Here is an 18986-nt window from a genome sequence, read left to right as displayed (position 1 = left end):
CAAGCCTAGGCGCGACTAGGAATCTGGTTCCCGCGAATGCTTGATACAAGAAGGTCGCTCACTTAAAGCGACCTTTTGTTATTCATTCTGTTGGTACAACTCAAGAGTTACAGCACGCGCAAGCACTCTTCTGGTGGCAAACTTAGAAGCGTGTTCGCAAAATTAATCTTCTCATCACGCCATTTCAGTGCTGCTTCTCGGCTGTCTTGCGAGTGACGATCTGCTTCAAAATAGCTTTTCCTTGGTAAACCATTTGCTGGTGTCATCACCATAGATTGTTCATTCAAACGAATCGTAAATAAGAACTGACCACGTTGCCCTGTCTGCGCCGCTGGGTGATGCAACGTCGTATCGCAACAATAACGCTTATCACGTAACGCACGACACGTGTACTCAAATGCATCTTGTGCACCACGCCCCGGAAAAGCGGTATACACACTGATGCCATCACGTTGCAAAGACTGATCACCCGCCGCTAATTGCACTGCATACTGGATCATTCTAAAGCCCAGTACCACACCACCAATGCTATTTAATCCACTAAATTGAATCGCCCCTTCTAAACTCAGACGAAGTTTATCTTCACCTTCATAGAGAAAGAGATCAGGCGCCGCCCAATCACTTTTTGGAATAAGCAGTTGAGTAATATCCGTGTGTTCCATGTTGGTCTCCGCAACAGTATTTGTATTTGAGACCATTAAAATAATGTAATGAGAATTATTATCAATAAAATTCAACAAAAAATGAGAGAAGAAAAAGACACAACGCCATGAAAAACGTTGTGCCTTTAATGAAATAATCTGTCATCGTATCCCAAATTGAATTCGTTTAGCGAGGTAGGTATTCGATGGTCGTCTCAGAACAGATTCAAGCCAAACACTCCTTTCACATCAAACAACACTTGCTCGGTTTTCTCACGGGAAAGCTGACTGCCTTGTTTTAGGATGCCGATAAGCTGTGCTTTATCATCAAGGAACATGGCGCGTTTTTCTCGAATAGGACGAAGCATCTCTTGCAGACACTCTTCCAATACTTTCTTGGTTGTTCCATCGCCTAATCCACCACGGCGGTAAAGCATTTTGAGTTCTTCTACATAATCTTTGTCGGTATGAAACGCATCAAGGTATGTGAATACAATATTTCCTTCAACCTGACCTGGGTCTTCAATGCGTAGGTGGTTTGGGTCGGTGTACATCGATTTCACTGCCGCAGAGATTTCTTTCTCTGTTGCTCCAAGGTTGATTGCATTGCCCATGCTTTTTGACATCTTGTTTTTACCGTCAGTGCTTGGCAAGCGTGGTGCGTCACTGAGCAATGGACGACACTCTTTCAAGATGGCTTTTCCGCCAAGGTGATTTATCTTTCTAACGATCTCATTGGTCTGTTCTAGCATCGGTAATTGGTCATCTCCGACAGGCACGAGAGTCGCGTGAAAACCTGTGATGTCCGCGGCTTGAGAAATTGGGTACGTCAGAAACCCAGCCGGAATGGAACGCTCAAACCCTTTGCTTTGAATTTCATTTTTCACCGTCGGGTTACGCTCCAAGCGTGCGATAGAAACCAAGTTACTGTAGTACATTGTCAACTCGGCAAGAGCCGGGACTTGAGACTGCAAACAAATGGTAGTTTGGGTTGGGTCAATCCCGACGGCAAGGTAATCCGCGACCACATTTAAAATGTTAGACGAGACCTTAGAGGGATTATGCGCGTTATCGGTTAAGCCCTGCATGTCAGCAACCAAAATGGTTTGCTCATGTTGAGTTTGTAGAGCAACACGTTGTTGTAGTGAACCAACGTAATGACCCAGATGCAAAGGACCTGTAGCTCGATCACCAGTTAAAATGATTTCGCGTTCTTGAGTATCGTGTGGGGTGTTCATAACTTATCTCCAAAGAAAAATAGATCGCTACTGGAGATAAAAAAAGACATGACATTCTCAGCTACCGTCCAGCAGCGTAAGAATGTAAAGATTCCGCGCCGCTCTAATTAGAGCGCCACCAGAAGAAGTTTGATGAAGGAGTAAATGTCGTTTTCATGTTTTTAAAACTAACAAGGAGCAGAGCTGAAAACAACCCTACTCCTTGCACAATTTGATTTTTCAATTTTGGTGGCTTTGCCATACACGCATCAAATTTGAATATACATAGCGATAACGAGCGCCGCGCCAAATACACTCCCTGACACAAACGCGAGTAATACCGCTTTGTTCTGTTTACTTCTCATCCTTTGTTTCTCGACTCTCAATTTACGTGAGCTATCGCTCGGCTCAGTACTCGTAATCAATGGGACAGTAATCAATCCTTTTCGGTGAGCCAATACTGCGAATAACCCTCAGCTCACTCTGTTGCACACAGCGTTACGATTTTTGGCACAAACTTAAACCACTTAGCCCTAGAAATGTGATGACCTTAGAACAAGTTCAATGAAATCCGACATGGATTACAAAGGTACGTATTTTGAAAAATCACGTTTAGATACTTCTTTTAGGATGCTTTTATTTAGATGTTTAATGGATAAGAATTTGAGTTATTTAGCATCAAATACTGTTTATCAAAAGAAGAATGACACCGATCATCTTTTGACCAAAACCTTGAAAAATATAACCAAACCATGAGGGCGATATAGCTAACCAATAACTAAACTTTCAGGACACTAACCCCAGTTAGGGAGCAAAAGATGAGCGACAACAACAATCACTCCAAATGTCCTGTCATGCATGGAGCGAATACCAACCAACAAGCCACAGAGTTCAATTGGTGGCCGAAAACCCTCAACCTCGATATCCTACATCAACACGATCACAAAACTGACCCAATGGGCGCAGACTTCAACTACGCTGATGCCTTTAACTCTCTTGACTTAGAGGAAGTCAAAAAAGACCTGAAAGATCTGATGACCGATAGCCAAGATTGGTGGCCAGCGGATTGGGGTCATTATGGTGGTTTGATGATTCGGATGGCGTGGCACTCTGCAGGTACGTATCGAATTGCCGATGGTCGTGGTGGTGCAAGTCGAGGTAATCAGCGTTTTGCTCCCCTCAACAGTTGGCCAGATAACGGTAACCTCGACAAAGCCCGTCGCCTTTTATGGCCGGTCAAAAGAAAATACGGTAACAAGCTATCCTGGGCGGATTTAATGATTCTTGCTGGCAACATGGCTTATGAGTCAATGGGCTTCAAGACGTTCGGTTTTGCCGGCGGTCGAGAAGACATTTGGCATCCAGAAAAAGACATTTATTGGGGCGCAGAAAAAGAGTGGCTGCAACCAAGTGGCGGTGAAAACAACCGATACTCTGGCGAACGTGATCTCGAGAATCCGCTTGCAGCAGTGATGATGGGCCTGATTTACGTAAACCCAGAAGGGGTCGACGGTAAACCCGATCCCATCAAAACCGCACACGACATGCGTGTAACATTTGCCCGTATGGCAATGAACGATGAAGAAACCGTTGCATTAACAGCCGGTGGTCACACTGTTGGTAAAGCACACGGCAACGGCGACGCTTCGTTACTTGGTCCTGAACCTGAAGGCGCTGAAATTGAAGACCAAGGTTTCGGTTGGCTAAATAAAACTTCTCGTGGCATAGGACGTGATACCGTCACTAGTGGCATCGAAGGCGCATGGACAACCAACCCAACCAAGTGGGATAACGGCTACTTCCATTTGTTGTTCACCTACGACTGGTGGGTAACGAAGAGCCCAGCAGGCGCAGAGCAATGGGAACCAATCAACATCAAAGAAGAAGACATGCCTGTGGATGTTGAAGACCCAAGCATCCGCCGCAATCCGATGATGACCGATGCGGATATGGCACTGAAGTTTGACCCAGAGTACCGCAAAATCGCCGAGCGTTTCCGCGACGACCCTAAGTACTTTGAGGATTGCTTCGCTCGAGCTTGGTTTAAACTGACTCACCGCGATTTAGGACCTAAATCTCGTTATCTCGGCCCTGATGTGCCAGCCGAGGATTTGATTTGGCAAGATCCGGTACCACCGGTGTCTTATCACTTATCTGAAGACAATATCGATGCACTCAAGATGGCGATTCTTAACAGCGAGCTAAGTATCGCAGAATTAGTCTCAACCGCATGGGACAGCGCGCGAACATTCCGTGGTTCAGACCGCCGAGGCGGAGCAAACGGTGCGCGTATCCGCCTTGCACCGCAAAAGATTGGGTAGGTAACGAACCGGAAAGATTGCAGAAAGTGCTCAACACGCTCGATTCAATTCGCACCACCCACAACTCCCCTATCAGCATGGCGGATTTGATTGTGCTTGCTGGCGGAGTGGGTATTGAGAAAGCAGCATCGAATGCGGGCATGAATATTTCTGTGCCATTTAGCCAAGGTCGTGGTGACTCAACCGATGCAATGACTGACGCCGAATCCTTCGATGTACTCGAGCCGATCCATGATGGATTCCGTAACTGGCTAAAATCAGATTACGTTGTGACGGCAGAAGAACTATTGCTTGAAAGAAGCCAATTGATGCAACTAACCGCAGTCGAAATGACCGTATTAGTTGGTGGCATGCGCGTGCTTGGTACCAACTACGGCGGCGCTGCGCATGGTGTGTTCACTGATAATGTCGGCGCGTTAACGAATGACTTCTTCGTAAACCTCACTGATATGAGCTACACCTGGCATCCAACCAGTGATAACGAATACGAAATCCGCGAGCGAGCTTCTGGTCAAACAAGATGGACAGCATCACGTGTTGACTTGGTGTTCGGTTCAAACTCCGTGCTCCGCTCTTATGCCGAGGTTTACGCACAAGACGACAACAAAGAGAAGTTTGTGCACGATTTTGTTGCTGCGTGGGTAAAAGTAATGAACAACGACCGCTTTGACCTTTAATCGCCTAACTTAATCAAGCTTTAACCATTGAGAGAAGAGTCAAACATTATGGCTCTTCTCTTTCTTACCTTTCTTTTATTTCTGGTTTCTCTATCCATACTTCCTCGTTCTCTCCTCTCTTTGGCTTAGATTCTTTTACTGAAGATTAACCGCCCGATATTGTCATACAATTAACCATATTCAGAAGGCAAACGTATCTCAATCAAATACCCATTTTTTGCTTATACCTTCTCGTTTTCGTGACCTCATTCCGAAGACATAAAAATCACTCAAAGCCAATAAAAATCGTACCAATAGGCTAACCAACCTCTCATTTTTATCAAAAACCAGTGGCAAATCGCCTTTCGTCTCATTTTCCGATTGCAAATTCAAAATGAGGAATTAAGATAAAAGCATATAATCATACAATACGATATTTGGAGTTTGATATGACAAAACCTGTCATTGGTTTCATCGGCCTTGGTCTGATGGGTGGAAACATGGTTGAGAACCTTCAAAACCGTGGTTACGAACTAAACGTAATGGATCTGAATAAAGACGCTGTAGCAGCATGTGTTGCTCGCGGCGCAAAAGAAGCAAGCTCACCTAAAGCACTGGCTGAAGCAAGTGACATCGTGATGCTATGTCTAACAACATCTGAAGTTGTTGAGAAAATCGTTTATGGTGAAGAAGGTATCCTAGCGGGTATTAAAGAAGGCGCGACACTGATTGACTTCGGTACGTCTATCCCTGCTTCTACTCGTAAGATCGGTGCAGATCTTGCAGCTAAAGGCGCAGGTATGATCGATGCGCCTCTAGGTCGTACGCCTGCTCACGCAAAAGATGGTCTTTTGAACATCATGGCTGCAGGTGACATCGAAACATTCAACAAGGTGAAGCCTGTACTGGACGATCAAGGTGAAAACGTATTCCACCTTGGTGCGCTAGGTTCTGGTCATGTGACTAAGCTAGTAAACAACTTCATGGGTATGACAACAGTAGCGACCATGTCTCAGGCATTTGCGGTTGCTAAACGTGCTGGCGTTGATGGTCAACAACTATTCGACATCATGTCTGCTGGTCCTTCAAACTCACCATTCATGCAGTTCTGTAAGTTCTACGCTGTAGATGGCGAAGAGAAGCTTGGTTTCTCTATTGCAAACGCAAACAAAGACCTTGGTTACTTCTTAGAGATGGTAAAAGACCTAGGCACTGAGTCTCTTATCGCAGAAGGGACTTCTAAGAGTCTACAAGCTGCAGTGGACCAAGGTCTTGGTCAAAACGACGTACCAGTGATCTTTGATTACTTCGCAGAGCTAGAAGGTTAATACCTTACTCAACTGCGCTTCCAAAGCCTTGCTAACCCCGTAGCAAGGCTTTTTTTGTGCTTTCTTTTCTCCTCTTAAATCACTCCTTCTCCCTCTTTGAGATCCCCCCCACGTTCAAACTGTATATGTACTCAAGCAGCTTCAAGATGCAGGATTCAGAATGTTGCCATCGATTCCCTTTTTACCAAAAGTAAGCAAGGAGAATAACGCCGTGCGATAGCAAGGTTTGTCCAAGTGGTTTGACACCGCCATTGGTTTAATAAAAAACCGAGTTCATGACACGCTCCCAACGGATATTCTTGGCAAATGGTAAGTGGATTGGCTTGTATACTTTGTTGGCGATTATTGATTGAACTCTACGAAACCTTTAAATCACCGCCACGTCTACAAACCAAGTCATTCTCACTAAATCAAGCATCACAAGGTTACTTGGGTATTGACATGACATTATGTTTGTACATTATTCCGCGGATATTTTCTTTTTACAGTTAAAGAGTGACCGATTATCTTGAGACTGGCTTCTGAGTACTAGTTGAAGAATTCCAATTTAATGGGAAGCTTTGCCCTTCGTTACAAACCATCGGTGAACTACCCAGAACAACCATTATCACCGCAGAACATGACCCACGGCGTGATGATGATCGATGACTACAGCTCAAGGCGTGGGAGCATACTGCAAGCGTTATCTGGGTGTTATTCATGGCTTTTTGTCATTCTCTGGGCTGAATGGTTTAGCAACGCGCTCTACTGCAACGTTTTCAAAGCAGCGCAAACATCCGTCATGGCACACTTTCAGAATCGTTCACTGCAAGTTAATTGGAATGAGAAAGATCGTTTGTGGCTCAATTAATGACACCATAAACAAAAAAATCCCACGGTATTGACCGTGGGATTTTTCATAAAGAGTTTGTTAATTGCGGTTAGCTTTTCGCGTTAGCTAACTTTGGGCTTTTAGGTCCTCGCGCCGCGTTCACCAATAGAACACCAACCGAGAGAACAATCGCACCACACAAGATGAACAGCAGTCGACCTGTTGGCTCATTTGGAATCAGAGCCATCGCCAGGATACCGAAGCCTGCTACGCTAATAAGCTTACCAAGCATGCCACGCTGTTTTGTATCTAGGTTTTGTTGCTCTTCACTATCAGCTACAAGCGGTGTGTTCCAGTTCTCGAACAATTGGTCCACTTCTTTTTCACGCTCAGGCGTCAAGCCTTTGTAGAAGCGTGTTGTTAGTAAGAAGAAACCACCAGTGAAGACAACGTGCGCCGCTAGGCTCAAGCCAACTTTAAGGTCAGCCCACTCACGTGCTGTTAGAGCTTGTTCTAGTCCGAATAGGTGCTCAACATCTTGTGCTTGTAGAGAGATACCGAAGATGTAAGAAACAAAGCCACCTACAACGAGTGTTGCCCAACCAGCCCAGTCTGGAGTCTTACGAATCCACATACCAAGTAACACAGGAATCAGCATTGGGAAACCAATCAACGCACCTACGTTTAGTACGATATCGAACAAGCTCAGGTGACGTAATGAGTTAATAAACAAACCAATACCGATGATGATGAAGCCCATCATAATGGTCGTCACTTTACTCACGATAACCAGCTCTTTCTGTGACGCTTGCGGGCGTACAATAGGGCTGTAGAAGTTCATCACAAAGATACCTGCGTTACGGTTTAGACCAGAGTCCATTGAAGACATGGTCGCCGCAAACATTGCTGACATCAGAAGACCCACCATACCCGCCGGCATTACGTTTTGTACGAACGCTAGGTAAGCTGCATCACCACCTACTGAGCCGTACTGCTCTGCGAAGTCAGGCATAAATGCCGCTACGTACCAAGGAGGTAGGAACCAAATGATAGGACCAACAATCATCAACACACATGCAAGACCTGCAGCTTTACGCGCATTCTCACTGTCTTTTGCACATAGGTAGCGGTAAGCGTTGATGCTGTTGTTCATTACACCGAACTGCTTAACAAAGATGAACACCACCCAAAGGACAAAGATACTGATGTAGTTCAGGTTATTACCCAGCATGAAGTCGCCGTGGAAATTCGACACGATGTTACCAATACCGCCGCCGTGGAAGTAAGCCGCCACCGCACAAGTAATGGTTACCGCCATGATAACCAGCATCTGCATGAAGTCAGAAGCAACAACCGCCCAAGAGCCGCCCGTTACCGCCATCAACATCAGAACCAAACCAGTTACGATAATGGTCGCTTCCATCGGAATATTGAATACCGCAGCCACAAAGATTGCGAGACCATTCAACCAGATACCAGCTGAGATCAAGCTGTCTGGCATGCCAGCCCAAGTGAAGAACTGCTCTGACGTTTTACCAAAACGCTGACGAATTGCTTCGATTGCCGTTACTACACGTAGCTGGCGGAACTTTGGAGCAAAGTAGAGATAGTTCAAGAAGTAGCCAAATGCGTTGGCTAAGAATAGGATTACAACAACGAAACCGTCGTTGAACGCGCGTCCTGCGGCACCTGTAAACGTCCATGCTGAAAATTGCGTCATGAAGGCGGTAGCACCTACCATCCACCATAACATCTTACCGCCCCCTCGGAAGTAGTCACTGGTCGACGTCGTGAACTTACGGAACATCCAACCAATGGCAACTAGGAAGAAGAAGTAGGCAAGAACAACAAAAGTATCAATAGTCATTTTTTCAGCCTTTCGAGTTTGATCATTTTCTACTGCCTAGATTACTCCGTTCATATTTTTATTTGTACTACAATAAGCTTTAATTGTGATCTAAAGCATAAGTTATTCGACGAAGAAAACACACTAAAAGCCTTTATTTTCTTGGCACTTTGGGATTTAAAGGAATAATCACCACGTAAGCCATTGCATTATATTGTAATACAAATAATATATTAGAAATCTATTAAAGTATGGAATATTTTTCTTTCTTGTGCTTTGTCTGAAGATCAAAAATGCGTGGCATTTATTTGTAGGAAACGTAATGAGATGTTTCAGATGAACTGGATCGCAAGCGCGATTATAGATGAATACAAAAATTGAGATTCCCGACTCGCTCCTTCGTCGCTCTCGAGAATGACGCTGAGGAGGTTCTACGCATTACCACTCCCAGATCTCAAACCTCATGCTTCTTCTCTCGGCTTTACCCCTACTCCTTACCGTCATTTCCTAGAAGGAGGACGACTGAGTAGGAAATCTCTTTTCTGATTCCTTTATCTCGCCTCTTTCAAACAAAAAAAAGCGAGCACTAAGGCTCGCTTTACATTCTTTTCGCTAATTTTATCGGGGCGCTACTGCACTTATGCTACGTGAGCGACTGCGTCACGAACCAATGTACCTAGTTCATCCCACTTGCCTTCATCGATAAGTTTGGTTGGAACCATCCAAGTACCGCCACATGCCAGCACTGAAGGAATAGACAAGTACTCATCTACGTTACCTAGGCTCACACCACCTGTTGGCATGAATTTTACTGGGTAAACTGCCGTTAGTGCTTTAAGCATACCAACACCGCCAGATGGCTCAGCAGGGAAGAACTTAAGTGTACGCAGCCCCATTTCCATCGCTTGCTCAACAAGGCTTGGATTGTTTACGCCAGGTACAATAGCTACGCCCTTGTCTAGGCAGTATTGAACCGTACGAGGGTTAAAGCCTGGGCTAACAATAAAGTCCACACCGGCTTCAATCGCTTGGTCAACTTGTTCATTAGTTAAGATTGTACCCGCACCAATCAACATTTCTGGGAACTCAGCACGCATAGCACGAATCGCTTCTGCAGCACACTCTGTGCGGAACGTGATTTCAGCGCAAGGCATACCGTTTTCAACCAAAGTGCGACCTAAAGGAATCGCATCTTCTGCTTTGTTGATGGCAATAACAGGAATTACTTTTAGGTTTGCTAATTGTTCGTTTAATGTCGTCATAAGAGTGTACTCATCGTCGTTAACTTGAGTTCAATAAATCACTGCGGAGCGCCGATTATTCAACACTCCGCAAAAGAATTACAAAGGAAGATCGGGCATCACTTCACGTGGAATGATGGCACCTTTGTGCTGAATAACCTCACCAGCCATACAATGACCAGAGTAAGCCGATTCAGCCGCGTTACCACCAGTCAAACGCTTCGCCAAAAAGCCTGCACTGAAAGAGTCACCTGCTGCCGTCGTATCAATCACGCTATCGACTTTGTTTGGTGCCACGTATTGCGCTTCACCATTCGCCACAACTAAACAATCTTTGCTGCCACGTTTAATGATGATTTCATCCACGCCCAGTGCAGAGGTTCTCTCAATGCACTGTTCTAGATGCTCGTCACCATACAGCATTTGCTCATCTTCAAATGTGAGTAGAGCAATATCGGTAAACTTAAGAATCTTAAGGTACCAAGACATGGCATTCTCTCGGCTTTCCCACAATTTAGGACGATAGTTATTATCGAAAATAACCTTGCCGCCTTGCGCTTTAAAGCGTTCGAGGAATACAAACAACTGCGTCTTACCTTCTTCAGTAAGAATCGCTAATGTAATGCCACTCAGGTAAACCGCATCATAAGAATAAAGCGTGTCGACTAGTGCCGAAGATTCGTTCTGTTCAAACAAAAACTTTGCTGCTGCTTCATTACGCCAATAGTGGAAGTAACGCTCGCCTGTCTCATCCGTTTCGATGTAGTAAATACCCGGCTGTTTACCATTAACAGTCAACACTAAGCTGGTATCAATGCCCTCTTCTTGCCATGCTGAAAGCATTTCTTGGCTAAAAGGATCATTACCCAGGGCAGTTACATAGCTAGTTTTGATATCGTGAGCTTTCGTCAAACGGGATAAGTAAAGAGCGGTATTCAACGTGTCACCACCGAATGACTGACGCAACTGACCTTCCTTTTTCTGTAGCTCAACCATACATTCGCCAATGATCGCGATATTTAATGATTTCATACTGTCACCTTAGCAACTGAGGTTGCGCTATACGTTACTTTAAGAAGTCTTCACGAGCTGGGTTGAAGATATCCAGAAGAATGCTGTCTTGCTCTAGTGCAACCGCACCATGCATCATGTGCTTACGAGCAAAGTACGCATCACCCTCTTTCAGTACTTTCTTTTCGCCTTCGATTTCTGCTTCAAAGCTGCCACGTACTACGTAACCGATTTGATCGTGAATCTCATGCGTATGTGGAGCACCAATCGCACCTTTGTCAAAACATAGGTGAACAGCCATCAGATCATCTGTGTAAGCAACAATTTTACGTTTGATACCGCCGCCTAGCTCTTCCCACGGGTTCTCATCTAATACAAAGAAAGAATTCATCGTCATACTCCTAAAAAGTCTCTATTAAAGCGAACCCTACGGCACTTCATTCTTAACCATGCTTTTATTAAAAGGTTCTCTTAAAAAAGCGTCGTATTGATAAAAGTGAAACGCAAAGCGAAAGGGTCTGCTGTCGAATTGGTAACGAGCATATCCGATCCACTTTAATTGTCATACAATATATCTAAAAATATGTGACATCCATCAAATGGAGAGACCTAAAGCATTCCACTTAACGATTAATAACGTAGAAATATCAGCCACACAAAGGATTTCCACAGCATTTAAAATCAATAAGTTAACTAAAATCACGTGATTTCACTCTCCCTTTTTGCCACAAAAACTACACCCAAACTTAATATTGTATTACTTTATAGGAAATTTAAGAAAACAACACACTTCATCTGAGGGTGGTAAAGAAATGACTACACAACCGATTTTGTTGACTGAAGCAGAAGTCGAACTACTAAGAAAGGAAGTCGGAAAGCCGAGCTTGATGGGCAAATCCATTGAAGCGAATCGCAAGGAACTTGAAGCCTTCATGCGTCTGCCTCTAGACGTACCAGGTCACGGCGAAGCGGGTGGCTACGAGCACAACCGCCACAAACAAAACTATACCTACATGAACTTAGCGGGTCGTTTGTTCTTGATCACTCAAGAAGAAAAGTACGCGCAGTTCGTTAAAGATCTTCTCGCTATTTACGCAGAGAAGTACCTCACCTTTGATTTCCACGTACAGAAAAACACTAACCCTACAGGTCGTCTTTTCCACCAGATCCTTAATGAACACTGTTGGTTAATGTTTACTAGTCTTGCCTACTCTTGCGTGGCATCAGTGATGACAGAAGAAGAGCGCACTGTGGTTGTTGAGCGCATTTTCGAACCAATGCTAGACATGTTCACCGTGAAATACGCGCACGATTTCGACCGTATTCACAACCACGGAATCTGGGCAGTGGCGGCTGTTGGTATTTGTGGTCTAGCTATTGGCAAACCTGAATATCTAGAGATGTCTGTGTATGGTCAAGATCGTGATGATACTGGCGGCTTCCTAGCGCAAATCTCACAACTGTTCGCACCTTCTGGTTACTACATGGAAGGTCCGTACTACCATCGTTATGCGATTCGTCCAACTTGTGTATTCGCAGAAGTGGTACACCGTCACATGCCTGAAGTAGACATCTACAACTACAAAGACAAAGTGATTGGCAACACAGTACAGGCGATGCTGGCAACAGCTTACCCGAATGGTGAGTTCCCTGCCCTAAACGACGCATCTCGTACCATGAGCATTACCGATATGGGTGTTCAAGTTGCAGTGAGCGTTTACAGCAAGCACTACGGCTTGGATGACAACATTCTAGGCATGGCGAAGATTCAAAACGCCGTTTGGATGCACCCATGCGGTCTAGAGCTTTCTCAAGCTTACGATAAAGCAATCGCAGACCGTGAAATCGGTATACCTTTCTGGCCAAGTGTGGAACTTAACGAAGGTCCAACTGGCAACAACGGTGCACAAGGCTTTATCCGTATGCAGGATAAAACCGGTGATGTGTCACAGCTTGTGATGAACTACGGTCAACACGGCATGGGACATGGTAACTTCGATACGCTTGGCATTACCTTCTTCAACCGTGGTCAAGAAGTGCTGCGTGAATACGGCTTCTGTCGCTGGGTAAACGTTGAGCCTAAATTCGGCGGTCGTTACCTAGACGAAAACAAATCGTACGCACGTCAAACTATCGCGCATAACGCGGTAACGATTGATGAGCAATGTCAGAATGGTTTCGATGTAGACCGCGCTGATTCAGTGCACGGTTTGCCTCACTTCTTCAAAGTGGAAGGCACTGAAATCAACGGTATGAGCGCGTTTGCGAACGACCACTACCCGAACACAGACATGCAGCGCAGTGTGTTCATGCTTAACCTAGATGAGCTTGAAGCACCGCTATTGCTAGACCTTTACCGCATCGAAGGTGAAGGCGAGCATCAGTACGACTACTCTCATCAATACGATGGTCAAATCGTACGTACTAACTTCGATTACCAAAGCTTTGGTGAACTGAACACGCTTGGCGATGACTTCGGTTACCAACACCTTTGGAAAGTAGCAAGCGGTAAAGTGCAAGATATGGCGCTAGTTAGCTGGCTACAAAACAGCACCTACTACACTTGGTTAGGCACAAGCAGCAGCGCGAAACAGAACGGCGATAATGAAGTGATCTTCACTCGCACTGGCGCCAATGACCCAAGCTTTAACCTACGTAGCGAACCGGCATTCATTCTGCGCAGCAAGGGCGAATCGACGCTATTTGCTTCTGTGCTAGAAACACACGGCTACTTCAATGAAGAGTTTGAGCAATCGGTGAATGCACGTGGTCAGGTGAAAGATATCCGCGTCGTGGGTTACAACGCCGTTGGCAGCATCGTAGAAATCACGACTGAAAAATCACTGGTTACTGTGATGATCAGCAATGTTCTAGGCGCTGACGACCAAACCCCACACCAAGTAGAAATGAACGGTAAAACCTACAGCTGGAATGGCTTCTACTCTCTAGAAGTGAACGCATTCGGGCAGGAGAAATAATAATGAGCTACCAAACCCAGTCTTACCAACCGCTATTAATGAACTTTGAAGAAGCGGCAGAACTAAGCAAAGCACTTGGCACGGATAGCCTATTAGGAAATGCACTAGCACGTGACATCAAACAAACTGACGCTTACATGGCAGAGGTAGGTATTGAAGTTCCAGGTCACGGCGAAGGCGGCGGTTACGAGCATAACCGTCACAAGCAAAACTACATCCACATCGATCTAGCGGGCCGCCTATTCCTTATCACTGGCGAACAGAAATACCGCGATTACATCGTGGACATGCTAACGGCTTACGCGAAGGTTTATCCGACGCTAGAGAGCAACACCAGCCGTGACTCTAACCCTCCGGGTAAGATCTTCCACCAAACTCTGAACGAGAACATGTGGATGCTATACGCGTCTTGTGCGTACAGCTGCATTTACCATACCTTGGAAGAAGAGCAAAAATCACTGATTGAGAACGACCTGTTCAAGCAAATGATTGAGCTGTTCGTGGTAACTTACGGTCACGACTTCGACATCGTACACAACCACGGTCTATGGGCAGTAGCAGCTGTGGGTATTTGTGGTTACGCAATTAACGATCAAGATGCGGTAGACAAAGCGCTTTACGGCTTGAAACTGGACAAGGTCAGCGGCGGCTTCCTAGCTCAGTTAGACCAGTTGTTCTCGCCAGACGGCTACTACATGGAAGGTCCTTATTACCACCGTTTCTCGCTACGTCCAATCTACCTATTCGCAGAAGCGATTGAGCGTCGTCAGCCTGAGCTTGGTATTTACGAATTTAACGACTCGGTCATCAAGACCACGTCTTATGCCGTATTTAAGACGGCATTCCCAGATGGTACTTTGCCAGCGTTGAACGATTCATCGAAGACGATTTCGATCAATGATGAAGGCGTAATCATGGCTACGTCAGTATGTTTCCACCGTTACGAGCAGTCTGAAACGCTACTTGGTATGGCAGACCACCAGCAAGACGTTTGGGTTCATATCTCAGGTAAAACATTGTCTGACGCAGTTGCAGCCGCAGATAACATCAAACCGTTCAACTGGGGTAGCCTCTTCGTGACTGATGGTCCAGAAGGTGAAAAAGGTGGCGTAAGTATTCTTCGTCACCGTGACGAGCAAGACGATGACACGATGGCGCTTATCTGGTTTGGTCAGCACGGCTCCGATCACCAGTACCATTCAGCGTTAGACCACGGTCACTACGATGGTTTACACCTGAGCGTGTTTAACCGCGGTCATGAAGTGCTGCACGATTACGGCTTCGGTCGCTGGGTAAACGTTGAGCCTAAATTTGGCGGTCGTTACATCCCAGAGAACAAGTCTTACTGTAAGCAGACGGTCGCACACAACACAGTAACGGTTGACCAAAAGACACAAAACAACTTCGACACAGCGCTAGCAGAAACCAAGTTCGGTTCTAAGCACTTCTTCAAAGCTGATGACGAAAAACTGCAAGGCATGAGCGGTCGCATCTCTGGTTATTACAACGGCGTAGACATGCAGCGCAGCATCATTCTTGCTGAGTTGCCAGAATTCGAAAAACCGCTTGTGATTGATGTTTACCGCATCGAAGCAGATCAAGAACACCAATACGACCTGCCAGTGCACTACTCTGGTCAAATCATCCGTACGGATTTTGAATACGATGTAGAAAGCACGCTGCGTCCAATGGGCGAAGACAACGGCTACCAGCACCTATGGAACATCGGTTCTGGTCAAGTCGAAGGCAGTTCACTGGTAAACTGGTTGCACGACAACAGCTACTACTCGCTAATCACAAGCGCAACTAACGGCAGCAAAGTGTTCTTCACCCGCACAGGCGCAAATGATCCAGACTTCAACTTGAAGAGCGAACCAGCACTTATCCTACGTCAATCAGGTCAGAACCACGTGTTTGCCTCAGTGCTAGAAACACACGGTTACTTCAACGAGTCTATCGAAGCATCGGTTGGCGCTCGTGGCCTAGTTGAGTCAGTAACCGTCGTTGGCAACAACGAAGTGGGTACTGTGATTCGTCTGCAAACCACAACAGGCAACGCTTATCTGTTCGCTATTTGCAACTTAGATGAAGACAAGCAAAACGCTGCACATCGCGTTGAATTCGACGGTGTGGCTTACACTTGGGAAGGCGCATTCGCACAAATTTAATCTTTAGATAGCCACTAAAAATTAATGTAAAAAATCGGGAACTAATTCAAAGCCGGACGTCATGTTCGGCTTTTTTTCGTTCAATTCAAATCACTAAGTCTCTCTCAGTTTTATCAAAACAAATCGTTTGTACGTGTTTTATTGAAGGCACAAAAAGCACCTAACCACAGGACTCTGCTGATTAGGGATGGTTGAAATTAATCATTAGCTATCAGGTTACTTGCGGTTTAGCTTTAACTTAGAGAACAAAACTCCACCAACTTGACCAATGTTTCGGGCTTTTCAAAGCGAGGGCTTCTTGCTCTCTCTTGAATCTGACCTATCACTCAAAACGCCCCTTTCACTAAGTACCTTAGCCGCAGAAATCGGTGCTGAAAGCCCCTCTCATCGGTTGTCTCCCTTCCATAGTGAGCAAGCAACTGGCATAAAAAAGCCCTCGTCGTTGAGGGCTTTTAATCGGATGACAACTTACTTATTAATCATACATAAGCTTTTCTGCTTTCTTTAAATCAAACTCATTAAGGGATTTACGCGCCAAATGCCTAAATGGTAGCGCTTTTACTATCTCCTCAAATGGCATGACGGCGAACGCCCAGAAAAAAGAAAGGTCCCAATGCAGAATGATCAACGCACATAACGGGATAGACACTATCCACTGACCAGTGAAGTTAATCTTGAATACTTCCGTTGTCTTACCTAATGCACGTAAAACATGCCCATGCACCGTGTTATAGCCACGCACAATTGGCAACAAAATGTACAGCGGGGCAATAGAAGCAAGTGCAACGTATGTAGTCGGGTCCAAATCTGGATACAAATCTGGAAGAACGAAACTCAACGCAAGAAAGAAGGCAGCGGACACAAATGAGATCATCACTGCCATATCGATGCTGATATCAACGTTCTTACGTAACTCATCCATTTGTCGTGACCCGATAGCTTGACTGATCGTAATCGCCGACGAGTGTGCCCAAGCGGTGATGAACTGTGTACCTGCTTTAATCCAAGGCATCACAATGGTCATAGCTACGTAGGCGTTCAAGGTAAGCTGCGAGTACAGCAACATGTAAATGGTCGCACCGGTTTGCAGCATGGTCACGTTTGCTGCAACAGGGAAAATCTCTTTAAAGTGATTGAGTGTGTTTCTCTTCAGTGAAGCATCCAGATTTTTAGTCGACAAGACAATGGAGTCATCTAACTTGATACAGAGAGTCAAATACGACAGTCGAATGGTGATCGCGATTAAGCTGCCTGCCGCTGCACCTTGCACACCAATCCCCTCAAAGCCTGCTAATCCGTGAATCAGCACGTAGGACATTGCCATGTTCACTGGCAACTCAATCAAGTAACCTTTAAACGGCACTTTGGTTCGACCAAGTGCATTAAATAAAGCGATCATCACTTGAGTAATTGCGTTGAAAATAATGATGAACTTAGCAACAGCAAGGTAGCGTTCGGTCTCTGCATAAAGGGCGACATTATCGGTTAACTTACTGATCAGCGCTTTGTCGAAGGCGGTAATTAATATCCAAAACAAAACCGCGACCAAAACGTTGATAATTAAGCCCGCCCAAAAGCCTTTGTTGAGCGACAAATGTTGCCCAGATCCGACCGCACGGCTAAGTACCAACTGTGAACCGTTCGCCAACGCCATTTGTATACCTAAAACAAAGGAGACGATGGTGGTAGCAATACCCATGGCAGCAAGAGAAACTTCACCGAGCGGTGATACTAGGAAGGTGTCGATCATTAACATCGACTGCATTAACAGTGCATTCAAGGCCAGAGGCCAAGCGAGGGACAGATTTTTTCTTATATAGGGTTGGGAAGACATGCTAGACCTTTCAAAGTTGTCACAGAGAACCGCTAACACAACAAGCGGTTGTCATTAAAACCTTGGCTCTGCCCCCCTTTTCATATTCATGGAGCAAAGCCAAACATATGTTGATTCATCAACCGTTAACGACCTGGGACAGTTTTTGGTTTTCGTCATTCAGCAAAGTGTTCGACGCTAACCGAGCTTGATCACCATTGCCCGCCATGATGGCGTCATAAATTTCACGATGCTCTTCAATGCAGAATCGACCACCTTCAGCTGAATGATCGATAAACAGCTTAAAGATGGTCGAGAGAATATTGCCAAACGGAATATAGAATTGGTTACCCGTGGACAAGAAAATTGTCTGGTGAAACAGGTGGTCGTTGACCGTCCAATCGTCATAGTCATAGCGACTGGCTGCCATGGTCATACGCTGAAAAATGACCGACAATTCCTTTCTTTGCTCTGCCGTTGCGTTACTTGCAGCCAAGGCACATGCCTCAGGCTCAATCGCTTTACGTAGCCCCAAAAACTGAGCCAGAAACGGCTCGGTATCTTCTAAATCTTGAATCCATTCCAAGAGTTGTGGATCGAGAAAATGCCAATTATTACGCGCACGAACTGTTGTCCCTACTTTTGGCTTAGACTCGATCAACCCTTTTGCTGAAAGCAGTTTGGTTGATTCGCGCAATGCCGTACGACTCACCCCAAATGCGTCACAGAGTTCCATTTCATTCGGTAGCCTTTCATTTTGATTTAGCTCACCTGACAGTATTTTGCGGGCGATTTGTCTGGCAACTTGCACATGAATCTTGCGGTGTGAATCTTCCACAAGAGAAAATTTTGCCATTTGACGCTCCTTATAATTATGTTTCCAGTGCTTCGGCACTCAATAAATGATCAAAAAAAGCCAGACGAAGCTGGCTTTTTGAGGTCAGTGTATTCGTCT

12 protein-coding genes and 1 pseudogene are annotated in these 18986 nt (G+C 45.4%); 5 read left to right on the top strand and 8 right to left on the bottom strand.

The features are described 5' to 3' along the window. Window positions 1–107: 107 nt before the first annotated feature. Together AACR11_RS04860 and trpS are read right to left on the bottom strand one after the other, a co-directional pair. Window positions 108–662 carry a hypothetical protein gene (locus AACR11_RS04860; RefSeq protein ID WP_009699822.1) on the bottom strand — a complete coding sequence of 185 codons (555 nt, stop codon included), beginning with the start codon at window positions 660–662 and terminating at the stop codon, window positions 108–110. 194 nt (window positions 663–856) lie between these two features. Next, window positions 857–1879 (bottom strand): tryptophan--tRNA ligase, encoded by a 1023-nt coding sequence (gene trpS / locus AACR11_RS04855; RefSeq protein ID WP_029789106.1) that lies wholly within the window; start codon window positions 1877–1879, stop codon window positions 857–859. Between the two features lie 797 nt (window positions 1880–2676). On the opposite strand from trpS, the pseudogene katG reads away from it, so the two are divergent. The 3 genes and pseudogenes from katG (at window position 2677) to AACR11_RS04840 (ending at window position 7013) form a co-directional block, all read left to right on the top strand. Further along, window positions 2677–4856, top strand: a pseudogene (gene katG, locus AACR11_RS04850) (catalase/peroxidase HPI). 428 nt (window positions 4857–5284) lie between these two features. Continuing rightward, window positions 5285–6163, top strand: a complete 879-nt coding sequence (locus AACR11_RS04845; protein WP_017819133.1) for an NAD(P)-dependent oxidoreductase — start codon at window positions 5285–5287, stop codon at window positions 6161–6163. Window positions 6164–6713: 550 nt separating this feature from the next. Next, a complete protein-coding gene (locus AACR11_RS04840; protein WP_029789104.1) occupies window positions 6714–7013 on the top strand; it encodes a hypothetical protein in 300 nt (99 codons plus the stop codon). Between the two features lie 70 nt (window positions 7014–7083). Here the strand turns inward: AACR11_RS04840 and AACR11_RS04835 are convergent, their stop codons facing one another. The 4 genes from AACR11_RS04835 to AACR11_RS04820 all read right to left on the bottom strand — a co-directional run bounded on the left by AACR11_RS04835 (window position 7084) and on the right by AACR11_RS04820 (window position 11463). Continuing rightward, on the bottom strand, window positions 7084–8841 hold the full coding sequence (locus AACR11_RS04835) for a sodium:solute symporter family transporter (RefSeq protein WP_005450846.1): 1758 nt from the start codon (window positions 8839–8841) through the stop codon (window positions 7084–7086). A 617-nt stretch (window positions 8842–9458) separates the two neighbouring features. Then, a complete protein-coding gene (locus AACR11_RS04830) occupies window positions 9459–10082 on the bottom strand; it encodes a bifunctional 4-hydroxy-2-oxoglutarate aldolase/2-dehydro-3-deoxy-phosphogluconate aldolase (RefSeq protein ID WP_005388506.1) in 624 nt (207 codons plus the stop codon). A gap of 78 nt (window positions 10083–10160) precedes the next feature. Next, entirely contained in the window at window positions 10161–11093 is a 933-nt protein-coding gene (locus AACR11_RS04825) for a sugar kinase (protein WP_079325578.1), read from the bottom strand. Window positions 11094–11127: 34 nt separating this feature from the next. Further along, window positions 11128–11463 (bottom strand): cupin domain-containing protein, encoded by a 336-nt coding sequence (locus tag AACR11_RS04820; RefSeq protein WP_005450851.1) that lies wholly within the window; start codon window positions 11461–11463, stop codon window positions 11128–11130. A 421-nt stretch (window positions 11464–11884) separates the two neighbouring features. On the opposite strand from AACR11_RS04820, the gene AACR11_RS04815 reads away from it, so the two are divergent. Beyond that, the gene (locus AACR11_RS04815; RefSeq protein ID WP_079325576.1) at window positions 11885–14050 is read left to right on the top strand and encodes a heparinase II/III domain-containing protein; all 2166 of its coding nucleotides are present in this window, start codon (window positions 11885–11887) and stop codon (window positions 14048–14050) included. A gap of 2 nt (window positions 14051–14052) precedes the next feature. Further along, entirely contained in the window at window positions 14053–16218 is a 2166-nt protein-coding gene (locus tag AACR11_RS04810; protein WP_029789100.1) for a heparinase II/III domain-containing protein, read from the top strand. Between the two features lie 475 nt (window positions 16219–16693). Here AACR11_RS04810 and AACR11_RS04805 read toward each other — a convergent pair whose 3' ends face one another. Both AACR11_RS04805 and AACR11_RS04800 read right to left on the bottom strand, forming a co-directional pair. Then, window positions 16694–17983 carry an MATE family efflux transporter gene (locus AACR11_RS04805; protein ID WP_029789099.1) on the bottom strand — a complete coding sequence of 430 codons (1290 nt, stop codon included), beginning with the start codon at window positions 17981–17983 and terminating at the stop codon, window positions 16694–16696. A gap of 187 nt (window positions 17984–18170) precedes the next feature. Next, the gene (locus tag AACR11_RS04800) at window positions 18171–18887 is read right to left on the bottom strand and encodes a FadR/GntR family transcriptional regulator (RefSeq protein ID WP_029789098.1); all 717 of its coding nucleotides are present in this window, start codon (window positions 18885–18887) and stop codon (window positions 18171–18173) included. Window positions 18888–18986: the final 99 nt, after the last annotated feature.

Source organism: Vibrio sp. L85, from assembly GCF_963871815.1.
GTDB lineage: Bacteria > Pseudomonadota > Gammaproteobacteria > Enterobacterales > Vibrionaceae > Vibrio > Vibrio harveyi.
This window is presented reverse-complemented; position numbering and strand designations above follow the sequence as displayed.